This window comes from Neorhizobium sp. NCHU2750, assembly GCF_003597675.1.
Taxonomy (GTDB): Bacteria; Pseudomonadota; Alphaproteobacteria; order Rhizobiales; family Rhizobiaceae; genus Neorhizobium.
Map to the genome: position 1 here is coordinate 421,997 of NZ_CP030827.1, position 15,046 is coordinate 437,042.

The window sequence follows — 15,046 nt, forward strand, 5'->3', positions numbered from 1 at the left end:
ATCGATCTCGCCCAACTGGTCTTGCAATGTAGAATAGCCTGATCCGGACCTGCCACATGACCGTTTTCCACCGCAACGACAAGAAGGAACCGCTGCCGTCGAGCCTGAAGGGCGGCGTCGTGGCGATCGGCAATTTCGACGGCGTGCATCGCGGTCACCGCAGCGTGCTGGAACGGGCGCTGAACCTGGCGAAAGAGCGTGGCGTGCCGGCGCTGGTCCTGACCTTCGAGCCGCATCCGCGCACCGTCTTCCGTCCCGACCAGCCGGTTTTCCGCCTGACGCCCGCGCCGCTCAAGGCACGGCTGCTGGAAGCCATGGGCTTCCTCTCGGTCATCGAATATCCGTTCGACCGCGAGTTTGCCGGCCGCTCGGCGGAGGAATTCGTCAACTCGATCCTGATCGACTGGCTGGGGGCGAGCGCGGTCGTGACCGGCTTCGATTTCCATTTCGGCAAGGGCAGGGAAGGCGGCCCGGCCTTTCTGATGGCGGCCGGCGAGCGTCACGGCTTCTCGGTCTCGCTGGTCGATGCCTTCCGGGACGAAAATGCCGAGGTGATCTCGTCCAGCCGCATCCGCAATCTGTTGGGCCAGGGCGATGTCAGCCAGGCGGCCGGCCTTCTCGGCTATCACTATACGGTCGAGGGCGAAGTGATCGGCGGCCAGAAGCTCGGTCGCCAGCTCGGCTTCCCGACCGCCAACATGCAGCTTGCGCCGGAAACGGAACTGAAGCCCGGCATCTACGCCGTGCGCTTCCGCCGCCCCGACGGCACGCTTTACGACGCCGTGGCAAGCTATGGCCGCCGCCCGACGGTGACCGACAATGGCGCGCCGCTGCTCGAAACCTATCTCTTCGATTTTTCCGGCTCGCTCTATGGCGAGATCGGCTCGGTCTCCTTCTTCGGCCATCTGCGCGACGAGCTGAAATTTGACGGGCTGGACCCACTGGTGGCGCAGATCAGGCGTGACGAGGAGGAGGCGCGCGCGCTGCTGTCTGGTGTCACGCCGATCGGCGAGTTGGACGCAAGAATCGCCTTCTGAAATTGACAAACCGCAAATTCACGCGGGACGCGCAATTGCCGCATGCCAGCCTCAACGGCAGGCCGAACTTCGCCTTGCCGTTGCTTGTTCTTGATAAGTATCAGGTGATTTAGTTACCCCGTGCGCGGGAGTCGCGCTCGGTGAGGGATAACTAATCATGAGAAAACGCTATGCGACGGCGGCCTGTTGGCTGCTGTTGATACCCTATGTCGGCCTTTTGTGGGTCCCGTTCTACAATTTTCACGATCCCGTTCTTTTCGGCTTTCCTTTTTTCTACTGGTATCAGCTTGCCTGGGTGCCGATCACCGCGGTCCTGACCTGGATCGCCTATCGGAGCATGCGCCATGACGACTGAGATCGATCCGACGGCGTTGGCCGTTTTCATCTTCTTCTTCCTTCTCGTCACCGTCATGGGCTTCGTCGCCGCCAGATGGCGCGTCCCCAAGACGCTTGCCCATATCGACGAATGGGGCCTTGGTGGCCGCTCCTTCGGCACCTGGATCACCTGGTTTCTGGTTGGCGGCGATTTCTACACGGCCTATACCGTCATCGCCGTCCCGGCCTTGGTCTATACGGTCGGCGCCTACGGCTTCTTCGCGCTGCCCTATACGATCGTCGTCTATCCCTTCGTCTTCATGGTCATGCCGGTCCTGTGGCAGAAGGCCAAGGATTTCGGTTATGTGACGGCCGGCGATGTGGTCTATGGCCAGTACGGCTCGCGCGGCCTTGAACTCGCGGTCGCCATTACCGGCGTCATCGCCACCATGCCCTATATCGCGCTGCAGCTCGTCGGCATGACGGCGGTGTTGAAGGCGCTCGGGCTTCACGGCGAAGTGCCGCTTGCCATCGCCTTCATCGTGCTGGCGCTCTATACCTATTCGGCGGGCTTGAGGGCCCCGGCCTTGATCGCCTTCGTCAAGGATATCATGATCTATATCGCCGTCATCGCGGCGGTGGCGGTCATCCCGATCAAGCTCGGCGGTTATGAAAACGTCTTCAACGCCGCCCAGGCCGATTTCACCGCCAAGGGTGCAGGCAGCCTGCTTCTCGGCGGCAACCAGTATGTCGCCTATGCGACGCTGGCGCTCGGCTCGGCGCTTGCCGCCTTCATGTATCCGCACACGCTGACCGGCATCTTCGCATCGAACAGCGGCAAGACGATCCGTAAGAACGCCGTGCTGCTGCCGGCCTATACGCTGCTGCTCGGTCTTCTGGCCTTGCTCGGCTATATGGGCCATGCCGCCCATCTGACGCTGTCGAGCCCCAACGACGTCGTGCCGGCGCTGTTCCAGACGCTGTTTCCGAGCTGGTTTGCCGGTTTCGCCTTCGCTGCAGTCGCCATCGGCGCGCTGGTTCCGGCAGCGGTGATGTCGATCGGTGCCGCCAACCTCTTCACCCGCAATTTCTGGAAGGCCTATGTCAATCCCAAGGTCGATCCGGCGGGTGAGGCGAAGGTCGCCAAGGTGACGTCGCTGGCGGTCAAAGTCGGGGCGCTGCTCGTCATCGTCTTCCTGCCCACCCAGTTCGCCCTCGACCTGCAGCTGCTCGGCGGCATCTGGATCCTGCAGACGCTTCCCGCACTCGTCTTCGGCCTGTTCATGAACTGGTTCCGCGCGCCCGGCCTTCTGGCAGGCTGGTTCGTCGGCTTCTTCGGCGGCACGTATTTGGTCTGGTCGAACGGGCTGAAGCCGCTGCAGGCGATCAGCCTCGGTGGCGCGCCCTTCACCGTCTATATCGGCCTTCTGGCGCTTGCCGCCAACATTATCGTGGCGGTGGTCGTCAACGCCGCGATGCCGAAACAGGTGGCTGCGGCCTGACGCAATGACGACGGCCGGCGGTGAAAGCCGCCGGCCGTTTTTGATCATGTTCCCGCCGGCGGCCACAGCCGGGCCGTGTGGATGATCATCAGGATCGATACGGTCTCATCATCGACCTGATAGACGATGCGATAGCTTTCGTGCGGGATGATCTCACGGGTACCGGCGACTGCCCCGCGCCGTCCCGAAAATGGAAAATTGACCAGCCGCGAAACCGCGCCGGAAAACAGCTCATCCATCGAAATGGCGGCCTCCGGGTTCTCGCCGGCAATATAATCGAATATCTGCGCTCGATCTCTTTTCGCTGCGGGCGCCCAGCGTATCTTCATGATCGTCAGCGCATCCTGGCAGTGGTCGCAGCACGGAGCGCTGAGAATTCCCGCTCGACTTCGTCGCCGCCAATAGCTTCACCGGCATCCAGTTCGCTTCGGGCGATCGCGGCCTTCTCCTGCATGAAGGCCAGATAATCGGGGGCCATTTTCTGCTGCTGGATGAAATCCTGCATCATGTCCTGCAGCACGTCCGATGGCGATTGATCGGATGCTTGCGCTGCCGCCACGAATTCGTCACGCAGTTCCTGCCCGAGCGTCAGCGTGAAGATTGCTTGCTTGCCCATATCGATCACCTCTTTCCGTCAAAGATATACATTATGGTCGTCTGCGCCAAGCACGCTGCCATTCCCGCCGAAATCCCCCTTCCTTTCCTCGGCAAAACGCCTTAATAACCGCGTCCATGACAGATTTCCGGTCGGCCCAGATCTCGGCACGGATCATCGACAAGATGATCATACGAATTATCGGCCCGGCTTTCCGCGCCGCCTGAGAAGGGCTGCGGGAAGGTCCGGGATTTTGGCGTTTGCAAAAATCAGCGCCTCCGCCACCGAATTTTCAATCCGCATTGCGCCCCATCGGCGCCAAGAGACGATTGCCCGTTATGACTGAAACAGCCGAAAAGCTCGACTACTCGAAGACCCTCTATCTGCCCGAAACGGAATTCCCGATGCGCGCCGGCCTGCCGCAGAAGGAGCCGGAAACCGTTGCCCGCTGGCGCGAGATGGACCTTTACAAGAAGCTCCGCGCCTCCGCCGCCGGCCGCGAAAAATTCGTCCTGCACGACGGCCCGCCCTATGCCAACGGCAACATCCATATCGGCCATGCGCTGAACAAGATCCTCAAGGACGTCATCACCCGCTCGTTCCAGATGCGCGGCTATGACTCGAACTACGTTCCCGGCTGGGATTGCCACGGCCTGCCGATCGAATGGAAGATCGAGGAAGAGAACTACCGCGCCAAGGGCAAGGCCAAGCCCGACCTCAAGCAGCCCGACGCGATGATCGAGTTCCGCAAGGAATGCCGCGCTTACGCTGAAAAGTGGATCAAGATCCAGGGCGACGAGTTCAAGCGCCTCGGCATCGTCGGCGATTTCGACCACCCCTACCTGACGATGGATTTCCATTCGGAAAGCCGCATCGCCGGCGAACTCCTGAAGATCGCCATGAGCGGCCAGCTCTATCGCGGCTCCAAGCCGATCATGTGGTCGGTGGTCGAGCGCACGGCGCTGGCGGAAGCCGAAGTCGAATACCACGACTACGAGAGCGACACGATCTGGGTGAAGTTCCCGGTTGAGCGCACGAAGTCGGCTGTCGCGTTTAAAGATCCCGACGTTTCGATCGTCATCTGGACCACCACCCCTTGGACGATCCCCGGCAATCGCGCTATCGCCTATTCTCCCAAGGTCGCTTATGGTCTTTACGAGGTAACGGCAACCGAAAACGACTTCGGCCCTCGGCCCGGCGAGAAAATGGTCTTTGCGGACGCGTTGGCAGAAGACTCGTTTAAGAAGGCCAAGCTGCAATACGTTCGTCTTTCCGATGTCTCAAGCGAAACTCTGAGCAAGCTGACGGCGGAGCATCCCCTCAAGGACCTCGGCTACGACTTTGCCGTCCCACTCCTCGCCGGCGATCACGTCACCGACGATGCCGGTACCGGTTTCGTCCACACCGCTCCATCCCATGGCCGCGAGGACTTCGAGGCCTGGATGTCGTCGGTCAAGGAACTGGAAGCCCGCGGCATCGACACCCGCATCCCGTTCCCGGTCGACGATAGCGGCACCTACACCGCAGACGCCCCCGGTTTCGAGGGCGGCCGCGTGATGGATGACAACGGCAAGAAGGGCGACGCCAACGACCGCGTCATCAAGGCGCTGATCGAACGCAACATGCTTTTCGCCCGTGGCCGCCTCAAGCACTCCTATCCGCATAGCTGGCGCTCCAAGAAGCCGATCATCTTCCGCAATACGCCGCAATGGTTCGTCTATATGGACAAGGACCTGAAGGATGGCACGACGCTGCGCACCCGCGCGCTGTCGGCGATCGACGACACCCGTTTCGTCCCCGCCGGCGGCCAGAACCGCCTGCGCGCCATGATCGAGCAGCGCCCGGACTGGGTTCTGTCCCGTCAGCGCGCCTGGGGCGTCCCGATCTGCGTCTTTGCCGATGACGAGGGCAATGTCCTGCAGGACGAAGAGGTCAACAAGCGCATCCTCGAGGCCTTCGATGCCGAAGGCGCCGATGCCTGGTTCGCCGAAGGCGCCAAGGAACGCTTCCTCGGCAATGGCCACGATGCGGCCAAGTGGACGCAGGTCATGGACATCCTCGATGTCTGGTTCGACAGTGGTTCCACCCACACCTTCACGCTGGAAGACCGTCCAGACCTGAAATGGCCGGCAGACGTCTATCTCGAAGGTTCCGACCAGCATCGCGGCTGGTTCCATTCCTCGCTCTTGGAATCGGCTGCCACCCGCGGCCGCGCGCCTTACGACACGGTCGTCACCCATGGTTTCACCATGGATGAAAAGGGCCAGAAGATGTCGAAGTCGCTCGGCAATGTCGTGTCGCCGCAGGATGTGATGAAGGATGCCGGCGCCGATATCCTGCGCCTCTGGGTCATGACCACCGACTATTGGGAAGACCAGCGCCTCGGCAAGACCATCATCCAGACCAATGTCGATGCCTATCGTAAGCTGCGCAACACCATCCGCTGGATGCTCGGCACGCTGGCCCATGACGAAGGTGAGGAGATCGCTTACGCCGAGCTTCCCGAACTCGAAAAGCTCATGCTGCATCGCCTCTACGAGCTCGATAAGCTCGTGCGCGAAGGCTATGACGCGTTCGAATTCAAGAAGATCACCCGTGCGCTGATCGATTTCGCCAATATCGAACTGTCGGCCTTCTATTTCGACATCCGCAAGGATGCGCTCTATTGCGATGCCCCGTCGTCGCTGCGCCGCCGCGCGTCGCTCGCCGTCATCCGCAAGATCTTCGAGGCGACCGTCACCTGGCTTGCCCCGATGCTGCCCTTCACCACCGAAGAGGCATGGCTGTCGCTGAAGCCGGATGCGGTCTCTGTTCACCTCGAACAGTTCCCCGAGGTCCCGGCCGAGTGGAAGAACGAGGCGGTTGCCGAAAAGTGGGCGAAGATCCGGAAGGTTCGCTCGGTCGTGACAGGCGCACTCGAAATCGAGCGCAAGGACAAGCGCATCGGTTCGTCGCTGGAAGCGGCCCCGGTGGTCTATGTTGCCGATGCCGAATTGTTGAAGGCGCTCGAAGGCCTCGAATTCGAGGAAACCTGCATTACCTCCGCGATCACGGTGACTGCGGGCGAGGGTCCGGAAATGGCCTTCCGTCTGCCGGAAGTGCCGGGCGTGGCGGTCGATCCGAAGCTTGCGGAAGGCGTCAAATGCGCCCGTTCCTGGCGGGTCACCACCGATGTCGGCTCCGATCCGGCATGGCCGGACGTATCGGCGCGCGATGCGGCAGCATTGACCGAACTGGCGGCGCTCGGTCGTATCTAATGTGCTTCAAGGTTACCGGATGATTGCGCTTCAATGCATCATCCGGTATTCCTGCCTGAAATTGGCCGGATTTATCCGTCAGGTCGATGGCAATAGTCTCTAAGGCGTCGAGGCGGGCGTCTCTGGTAGGGGTTTGATGAAAACAACGATAACCTTGCGTATGGCCCTTGGCACGGCCGGTTTGCTGGCTGCTTCTGCGGCTCTTTCCGGCTGCATGGGCCCGACTTACGGTACCGACAAGCCTGCCATGGTGCAGTTGGGTGACGATCTCGGTGCCGCTGTCGCCATTGGTGGCGGCAAGGACGAGGACAAGGCCAAGATCCGCTACAATCCGCGCCCGACGCTGGTCGTCGCCAAGCAGGATGAAACCGGCCACGAGGCGCTTCCGGCGCCCGAGAAGTCGCTGGCCAACCGCGACAACAATCCGAACTGGGTCGAATCACCGGAAGAAACCCGTGCGCGCCTGCGCAAGGAAGCCGAGGATAACCGGCTGAACCAGAATTACCGTTCGCCGCTTCTGGCCGGCGATGGTACCGCGGGCCAGCTGACGGAAACCCAGAAGTGGGAAGCCTTCCGCAAGGCCAAGGCTGCGGCCGAGACCACCGATGTGTCGGGCGGCCGCCATTCGCTGACCGATCCGCCGGCAGCCTATCGCTCTGCCGATCCGGCAGCGCTTGCCGATCTCGGCGAGCCCGAGAGCAAGAAGGAAGCGCGCCGCAAGAAGGAGGCCGAAGCCGCCTCTACTGGCAGCAATTCCGCCTGGTGGAAGCCGTTCCAGTAAGGCTGATCCGGTAGGCAGGGCCAGAAGAGCAGGCCCAGTCAAACAGACATGATCCCGGCAATCTCTGCCGGGTCTGCTTCAGCTCTCTCGTCTGGCGCGGAAGAAGTCGGTCAGCAATTCGGCCGCCGGTCTTTCCGCAATCCCCGAATAGACTTCGGGGGCATGATGGCAGGTCGGCTGGCAATAGAACCGCACGCCGCTTTCCACCGCGCCGCCCTTCGGATCGTTCGCCCCGTAATAAAGCCTGCGGATGCGGGCAAAGGATATGGCGGCGGCACACATGGTGCAGGGCTCCAGCGTCACGTAGAGATCGGCATTGCCGAGCCGCTCGCTGCCGAGTCTTGCGGCTGCCTCGCGGATGACTGCGATCTCGGCATGGGCGGTCACGTCGTTTTCGCCGCGGGTCACGTTTCCCGAGCGGGCGACGATCTCCCCGTCGATGACGAGTACAGCGCCGACCGGAACCTCTCCGCGGGCCGCGGCATTCCTGGCTTCGGTCAAGGCGGCGTCCATGAACCCGGCCCTATTAGTCATTTGGGCGATTTCCTCTTAACCCGGATCGCACGAACTGGTAGGAAGCATGCAACACGAAGCGCGCTTTGCGCGTGATAACGTCAAACCAACACGAACAAGGATGTCCGGATATCATCCGTAGACATCATGCTTCAGGCAAACAACAAATGAATTCAAAAGACAAGCCGAAGCGCGGCGAGGCAAAGCCCTTCGTTCGCGAAACCAAGCCGAAAGCCGCGGCGAAACCCCCTGCAAAGCTCGGTTCCAAACCGGGTGCCAAGCCGGGTGCGAAGTCGGCAGGCCCGAAGTCGGCAGGTGGAAAATCCGCTGCGCCGGCAAGGCCGCGTGCCAATCAGGACGGCGCGCCGAAGAAACAGGTTCGCTCCGCCAAGCGCGAGGAATTTGTCACCGACGACGCCGCGACTGTTGCCGACGGCAAGCCCGAGCGCATCTCCAAGCTTCTCGCCCGCGTCGGCGTGGCATCGCGCCGCGATGTCGAGCGCATGATCCTCGACGGCCGCGTCACGCTGAACGGCAAGCCGCTGGATACGCCCGTCGTCAATGTCACGCTGGAAGACAAGATCGAGGTCGACGGCGTGCCGATCCGCGGCATCGAGCGCACCCGTCTGTGGCTTTATCACAAGCCCGGCGGTCTGGTGACGACCAATTCCGATCCGGAAGGCCGCCCGACCGTATTCGACAATCTGCCGGAAGGCCTGCCGCGCGTTCTCTCCATCGGCCGCCTCGATATCAATACCGAAGGCCTGCTGCTTCTGACCAATGACGGTGGCCTGTCGCGCACGCTCGAACTGCCGACCACCGGCTGGCTGCGCCGCTACCGCGTGCGCGCCCATGGCGAGGTCGATCAGGAAGCGCTCGACAAGCTGAAGGACGGCATCGCCGTCGACGGCGTGCTCTATGGCTCGATCGAGGCGACCCTCGACCGCTCCCAGGGCCACAATGTCTGGATCACCATGGGGCTTCGCGAAGGCAAGAACCGCGAGATCAAGAATGTGCTCGGCGCGCTCGGCCTCGAGGTCAACCGCCTGATCCGCATCTCCTATGGCCCGTTCCAGCTCGGCGATCTGCCGGAAGGCGAGGTGCTCGAAGTGCGCGGCCGCACGCTGCGCGACCAGCTCGGGCCCCGCCTGATCAATGAATCCAAGGCCAATTTCGAGGCTCCGCTCTTCAATGAAGGTGGCGAGGACAATCCGCAGCGCGTCGAAAAGGCAGAGCGTCCGGCCAAGGCCGAGCGTGGCTGGGCGAACGAGCGCCCCAATGAACGCGGTGGCGACCGCGAGGATCGCCGCGAGCGGGCACTCGGCCGTCTCGACACCAAGCGTCCCGATATGAAGCGTGACGACCGCAAGTTCGGTGCAAAGCCCGGCTCCAAGCCGTTTGGCAAGTTCGCCGCCGCGCCCCAGGATCGTGATTTCGACGACGACAAGCCGAAGAAGCGTCCGCCGATGGGCACCAGCCGCACCGCCAATGTCTGGATGGCACCGGGCGCAAAGCCCACCGCCGACGGCAAGGAGCGCAAGTCTTCCGCCCGTGCCAAGGCCGAGGAACTGTTCAAGAAGCCATCGGCTGAGAGCGAACGCCGCGCCTCGATCAACCGCGCCAGCGACGAGGATGGCGACTGGATCCGCGCCGATGGCCCGGATACGCCGACCCGCGGCGGCTTTCGTGATCGCGACGACCGTCCGTTCTCCGACAAGCCGAGAGGCGAGGGTAGAGGGGATCGGTCCTTTGGCGACAGGCCCCGTTCGGATCGCCCCCGTGGTGACCGCCCATTCGGTGATCGCCCATTCTCCGATCGTCCCCGTGGGGATGGTGCTCGTAGGGACGACGCTCGTGGCGACAGGCCGCGTGGTGACCGTCCCTTTGGAGATCGCAAGCCGCGCCAGGATGGCGACCGTCCCGCACGCGCCTTTTCGGGTGACGAACGGCGCAGCGATCGCCCCCGTGGTGACCGGCCGTTCTCCGATCGCCCGCGCAGTGATCGCCCGGATCGCGGCGAACGCAGCTTTGGTGATCGGCCTGACAGAGGCGACAAGCCCTTCGGCGGCAAGCCTGCAGGCGCGAAATCCGGTTTTGGTGGCAAGCCATCAGGTGGCCGGCCTTCCGGCGGAAAGCCCGGCTTCGGCGGCAAGCCCGGTGGCGGAAAATCCTTTGGTGGAAAGCCCTCCGGGGGCCGCCCGAATGGCGGTCGTCCCGCTGGCGGTCGTCCGGGCGGCGGCAAGCCGCGTAGCCCCAAGGGTTGATGCATGCGGATCGTTGGGGGAGAGTTTCGCGGCCGCGCGCTGGCCACGCCGAAGTCGAACGATATCCGGCCGACCATCGACCGGACGCGTGAGAGCCTGTTCAACATCATCGGCCATGTCTATCCGGACGCGATAGACGGCACGCGGGTATTCGATCTTTTCGCCGGCACCGGCGCGGTGGGGCTCGAAGCCCTGTCGCGCGGCTGCAAGCAGGCGCTGTTCGTCGAAAACAGCGTCGAGGGCAGGGGCCTGCTGTGGGAGAATATCGACAGTTTCGGCCTGCATGGCCGCGCCCGCATCCTGCGGCGGGATGCGACCGATCTCGGCTCTATCGGCAATATCGAGCCCTTCGATTTCGTCTTTGCCGATCCGCCCTATGGCAAGGGGCTGGGTGAAAAGGCGCTTGCCGCAGCCCATTCGGGCGGCTGGCTGAAACCCGGCGCACTGGTTATTCTCGAAGAGCGGGCCGACGCTGCACCGGTGCTCGATCCGATCTTCAAGCCGCTCGAGAGCCGCATGTTCGGCGATACCCGCGTCGAATTCTACCGCTACCAACCGGGCTGAGCCCCAGGGCCAACCGGGCTGAGCCCAAAGGAAAGTCCGCAGGAAGTCTCGTCATGAACACCCGCATCTCACTGCCGGATCTGGATGACGAGAAAACCCCGGGCGGCCTGCGCTATGCCGTCGCCTTCGGCGGGGGCGGGGCGCGCGGCATTTCTCACATCAGCGTCATCGAGGCGCTGGATGAGCTCGGCATCCGCCCGGTGGCGATTTCCGGTTCGTCGATCGGCGCCATCATGGGCGCCGGCATGGCGTCCGGCATGCGCGGCAAGGAGATCCGCGATTATGCGCTCAGCACCGTCGGCAACCGTAATTCGCTGTTCAACCGGCTGTGGAGCCTCGGCCCGGCCAGCATGCGCGACAGGCTCGGCGGCTTCCGCTTCGGCCATTTCAATCTCGATCCCATCCTTGAGGCCTTCCTGCCGCCGCATATTCCGGAGGACTTTGCCGACCTGCCGATCCCGCTGAAGATCTCGGTGACGGATTATTACGGCCAGGCCGAAGTCGTGCTCGAAGAGGGGGACTTGAGGAGCGCGATCGCCGCCTCTGCCGCCATTCCCGGCCTGTTCATGCCGGTCATGATCAACGGCCGGGTGATGATCGATGGCGGCGTGTTCAATCCGGTCCCCTATGAACACCTGCTCGATCTTGCCGACGTCGTCATCGGCGTCGATGTGGTCGGCGCCCCCGAAGGCGACGGCACCCATCCGCCGACCCGCATCGATGCGCTGTTCGGCGCAAGCCAGCTCACCATGCAGGCCTCGATCGCTCTGAAGCTGAAGCTCAATCCGCCGCATATCTTCCTGCGCCCGCAGGTCAACCGCTTCCGGGTTCTCGATTTCCTCAAGGCGCAGGACATCCTGGACGAGTCCGAGCATGTGAAGGACGAGCTGAAACGCGCCGTCGACGCGCTGGAGACGGCTGTCGGCAGGGGCTGATGGATCGGGGGGTCACCACTCGCCGACGGCTGCCGCGCCCGCTTCTTCCGCCTTTTTCTCCTCCTCGACGCTCACGCGCTTCGGCTTGATCAGCGGTTCCGGCTTGACCGGGCTGTTGAACAGCATGTCGCGGCCGGCGGTAAGGCCTTCCACGGCCTGGATCTGCAACCGCTCCTCGTCGCGGCGGCGGATGTCGTCGCGGATCTTGTCCGCATCCGCCTCGCTCATGCCGAGTGCCTCGAGCGTCCGGCTGCCGAACAGCAGGCCGGATTCCAGCGTCTCGCGCAATTCGTATTCGACGCCCTTTTCCCTCAGGTAAAGCGAATGGATACGGTCATAGGAGCGGGCGAAGAGGCGCACGTTCGGAAACTCCGACATGACCAGTTCGACGATCTTGTTGGTCGTCTCCCGCTTCTGGGTGCAGACGATGACGATCTTGGCATGCTCGATGCCGGAAGAAACCAGCACGTCGCGGCGGGTGCCGTCACCGAAATAGATGCGGAAGCCGAAATTCGCCGCCTGGCGGATACGGTCGGCGGAATCGTCGATGACCGTGACCGAACGTCCGCCGGCGAGCAGGATCTGTGCGGCGATCTGGCCGAAGCGCGAAAAGCCGATCATCAGCACGTCTGCGCCGGCACCCTCGAAATCCTCCTCCAGCTCCTCGCGCGTCTCGCCATGTAGCAGCCGCTTGGCAAGCGTCGCACCGGCCGGCGTCAGCGCCATGGAAAGCGTCACGATGGCGATCAGCTGCGAGGCGGTCGATGATGAAAGCAGCCCCGCGGCGGTTGCCGTGGTGAACAGCACGAAGGCGAATTCGCCGCCCTGCGGCAAGAGGAAGGCGATCTGCACCGCATCGTTATGCGGCGAACCCCACAGGCGGCAGAGGCCATAGATGACCAGCGCCTTGACCACCATGAAGCCGATCACCGCCGGAATGATGAACAGGATGTGGTCGAGGATGACATCGATTTCGAGCGACAGGCCGACGGCAACGAAGAACAGTGCCAGAAGCAGCCCGCGGAACGGCTCGATATCGGCCTCCAGCTCGTGCCGATAGGAGGATTCCGCCAGCATGATCCCGGCCAGGAAGGCGCCCATCGCCATCGACAGGCCGACCGCCTGCATCGCGGCGGCGGCACCGAGTACGACGAGCAGGGCTGCGGCGATCATCACCTCGCGCGCACCCGTGCGCGCAATGATCTGGAACATCGGGTTGAGCAGGTATTTGCCGGCAAGCACCACCGCGGCGACGGCTGCGACGGCGACGGCGAAATCGATGAGTGGAGTTGCCGCCTGCTCCGCCGTTCCCGGCGCAAGGATGGTGATCAGCGCCAGAAGCGGCACGATGGCGAGATCCTGGAACAGCAGCACGGAAAACGACCGCTGGCCGTAGCGGCTGTTGATCTCGCCGGCATCGTTGAGCAATTGCAGCGCGAATGCGGTGGACGACAAGGCCAGGCCAAAGCCGATGATCAGGCTGCCCTGCCATGTTGCAAGCCCGGTTTCGAAGGCCAGCGCGCCGAGCACCAGCCCGGTGACGATGACCTGCGCCGGGCCGAGCCCGAACACGTCGCCGCGCATCTGCCAAAGGCGCGACGGTTTCAGCTCCAGCCCGATGACGAAGAGCAGGAAGACCACGCCGTATTCGGCGACATGCAGCACCTCTTCCGTATCGGTAATACGCTGCAGTACCGGACCGATCACCACGCCGGCGGCAAGATACCCAAGCACTGTTCCAAGCCCGAGCCGCTTGAAGATCGGAGCGGCAATCACGGCCCCTGCGAGCAGAAGCAGCATTTCGGTGAACAATGATCCGGGTGCAGTCATGAAAGAACTTTCAATAGGAAGGATATGGCAGTCAAGAATCGGTGTGGCGCCCTTGATGCGTCGAAGCGCTCACAATAAATGGGACAGGAACGAAAGGCTTGCAAATATGAGCTCCGAAATTGATTCTGCCGCGCTTTTGTCCCGGGCGTCCGAACTGATCGATCTGGCGAAGGCGGCAGGGGCTGATGCGGCCGATGCTGTCGTGGTTCGCTCCCGCTCCCGCTCCGTCTCGGTGCGGCTCGGCAAGGTGGAAGGAACCGAATCCTCCGAAAGTGATGATTTTGCCCTGCGTGTCTTTGTCGGTCAAAGGGTCGCGAGCGTCTCGGCCAATCCCGGCTTCGACATGAAGGTACTGGCAGAGCGCGCCGTCGCCATGGCCAAGGTCTCGCCGGAAGACCCCTATGTCTGCCTGGCGGATGCCGACCGGCTGGCAAGAACCTATCCCGATCTCGACCTCTTCGATCCGACCGATGTCTCGACCGACCAGCTGCGCGAGGCAGCGCTTGAAGCGGAAGCGGCAGCACTCGCCGTCGGCGGCGTTACCAATTCGTCGGGCGCAGGCGCCTCTGCCGGGCTCGGCGGCATGGTTCTCGTCACCTCGCATGGCTTTACCGGTTCCTACATGGCCTCCCGCTTTAGCCGCTCGGTCAGCGCCATTGCCGGCGAGGGCACGAAGATGGAGCGTGACTACGATTTCGACAGCCGCCTCTACGCCGCCGATCTCGATGCCGCAGACCTGATCGGCCGCCGCGCCGGCGAGCGCACCGTTGCCCGCATCAATCCCCGCCAGGTGCCGACCGCCAACAATGTCACCGTCGTGTTTGATCCGCGCATGGCCCGCGGCTTCGTCGGCGCCATTGCCGGCGCCATCAACGGCGCCTCGGTCGCCCGCAAGACCAGCTTCCTGCGCGACAGGATGGGTGAACCCGTGTTGAAGGCCGGCTTGAACATCACCGACGATCCGCTGATCGTGCGCGGCTCCTCCTCGCGTCCCTTCGATGGCGAAGGCGTCAAGGGCGAGCGCATGGTGATGATCGAGGACGGCGTGCTGAAGCACTGGTTCCTCTCCACCTCGACCGGCCGCGAACTCGGCCTGCCGACCAACGGCCGCGGCGTGCGCGGCGGCAATTCGGTCGGCCCCGCATCGACCAATCTGGCGCTGGAGCCGGGCGATATCTCCGCCGACGACCTGATCGCCTCCGTCGGCACCGGCCTTTATGTCACCGAACTCATCGGTCAGGGTGTGAACATGATTACCGGCGAATATTCGCGGGGTGCGAGCGGCTTCTGGATCGAGAACGGCAAGCTTGCCTATCCGGTTTCGGAAGTCACGATCGCGTCCAACCTCAAGGACATGTTCATGCGCATCACCCCGGCAAACGATATCGACCGTAAATATGGTGTTGCCTCGCCGACCATCGCGATCGAGGGCATGACGCTGGCGGGGCTTTGA

13 protein-coding genes are annotated in these 15,046 nt (G+C 63.0%); 9 read left to right on the forward strand and 4 right to left on the reverse strand.

The genetic code is table 11. The features are described 5' to 3' along the window. The first annotated feature begins 56 nt into the window (after positions 1-56). The 3 genes from NCHU2750_RS01990 to mctP all read left to right on the forward strand — a co-directional run bounded on the left by NCHU2750_RS01990 (position 57) and on the right by mctP (position 2,854). Positions 57-1,037 (forward strand): bifunctional riboflavin kinase/FAD synthetase, encoded by a 981-nt coding sequence (locus NCHU2750_RS01990; RefSeq protein WP_119938922.1) that lies wholly within the window; start codon positions 57-59, stop codon positions 1,035-1,037. A 157-nt stretch (positions 1,038-1,194) separates the two neighbouring features. Continuing rightward, complete coding sequence (locus tag NCHU2750_RS01995) at positions 1,195-1,392, forward strand: DUF3311 domain-containing protein (RefSeq protein ID WP_119938923.1); 198 nt, start codon at positions 1,195-1,197, stop codon at positions 1,390-1,392. Continuing rightward, on the forward strand, positions 1,382-2,854 hold the full coding sequence (gene mctP, locus NCHU2750_RS02000) for a monocarboxylate uptake permease MctP (RefSeq protein WP_119938924.1): 1,473 nt from the start codon (positions 1,382-1,384) through the stop codon (positions 2,852-2,854). Before NCHU2750_RS01995 ends, mctP begins: the two co-directional genes overlap by 11 nt. Positions 2,855-2,898: 44 nt before the next feature. Here mctP and NCHU2750_RS02005 read toward each other — a convergent pair whose 3' ends face one another. Beyond that, complete coding sequence (locus NCHU2750_RS02005; RefSeq protein ID WP_119938925.1) at positions 2,899-3,183, reverse strand: type II toxin-antitoxin system RelE/ParE family toxin; 285 nt, start codon at positions 3,181-3,183, stop codon at positions 2,899-2,901. Between the two features lie 5 nt (positions 3,184-3,188). Further along, positions 3,189-3,470 (reverse strand): antitoxin of toxin-antitoxin stability system, encoded by a 282-nt coding sequence (locus NCHU2750_RS02010; protein WP_119938926.1) that lies wholly within the window; start codon positions 3,468-3,470, stop codon positions 3,189-3,191. Positions 3,471-3,787: 317 nt separating this feature from the next. Here NCHU2750_RS02010 and ileS point away from each other — a divergent pair, with 317 nt between their 5' ends. Continuing rightward, complete coding sequence (gene ileS, locus NCHU2750_RS02015; protein ID WP_119938927.1) at positions 3,788-6,706, forward strand: isoleucine--tRNA ligase; 2,919 nt, start codon at positions 3,788-3,790, stop codon at positions 6,704-6,706. Positions 6,707-6,866: 160 nt separating this feature from the next. Then, complete coding sequence (locus NCHU2750_RS02020; protein ID WP_245480309.1) at positions 6,867-7,487, forward strand: hypothetical protein; 621 nt, start codon at positions 6,867-6,869, stop codon at positions 7,485-7,487. A 78-nt stretch (positions 7,488-7,565) separates the two neighbouring features. Here the strand turns inward: NCHU2750_RS02020 and NCHU2750_RS02025 are convergent, their stop codons facing one another. Beyond that, complete coding sequence (locus NCHU2750_RS02025; RefSeq protein ID WP_119938929.1) at positions 7,566-8,021, reverse strand: nucleoside deaminase; 456 nt, start codon at positions 8,019-8,021, stop codon at positions 7,566-7,568. A 146-nt stretch (positions 8,022-8,167) separates the two neighbouring features. Between NCHU2750_RS02025 and NCHU2750_RS02030 the strand changes: the two genes are divergently transcribed. The 3 genes from NCHU2750_RS02030 to NCHU2750_RS02040 are packed head-to-tail and all read left to right on the forward strand — an operon-like array spanning position 8,168 to position 11,763. Then, the gene (locus NCHU2750_RS02030; RefSeq protein WP_119938930.1) at positions 8,168-10,264 is read left to right on the forward strand and encodes a pseudouridine synthase; all 2,097 of its coding nucleotides are present in this window, start codon (positions 8,168-8,170) and stop codon (positions 10,262-10,264) included. Positions 10,265-10,267: 3 nt separating this feature from the next. Continuing rightward, a complete protein-coding gene (rsmD, locus tag NCHU2750_RS02035; protein WP_119938931.1) occupies positions 10,268-10,828 on the forward strand; it encodes a 16S rRNA (guanine(966)-N(2))-methyltransferase RsmD in 561 nt (186 codons plus the stop codon). A 53-nt stretch (positions 10,829-10,881) separates the two neighbouring features. After that, the gene (locus NCHU2750_RS02040) at positions 10,882-11,763 is read left to right on the forward strand and encodes a patatin-like phospholipase family protein (protein WP_119938932.1); all 882 of its coding nucleotides are present in this window, start codon (positions 10,882-10,884) and stop codon (positions 11,761-11,763) included. Between the two features lie 12 nt (positions 11,764-11,775). Here NCHU2750_RS02040 and NCHU2750_RS02045 read toward each other — a convergent pair whose 3' ends face one another. Next, the gene (locus tag NCHU2750_RS02045) at positions 11,776-13,593 is read right to left on the reverse strand and encodes a monovalent cation:proton antiporter-2 (CPA2) family protein (RefSeq protein WP_119938933.1); all 1,818 of its coding nucleotides are present in this window, start codon (positions 13,591-13,593) and stop codon (positions 11,776-11,778) included. A 106-nt stretch (positions 13,594-13,699) separates the two neighbouring features. Here NCHU2750_RS02045 and NCHU2750_RS02050 point away from each other — a divergent pair, with 106 nt between their 5' ends. After that, positions 13,700-15,046: a TldD/PmbA family protein gene (locus NCHU2750_RS02050; protein WP_119938934.1), complete on the forward strand. Its 1,347-nt coding sequence runs from the start codon at positions 13,700-13,702 to the stop codon at positions 15,044-15,046.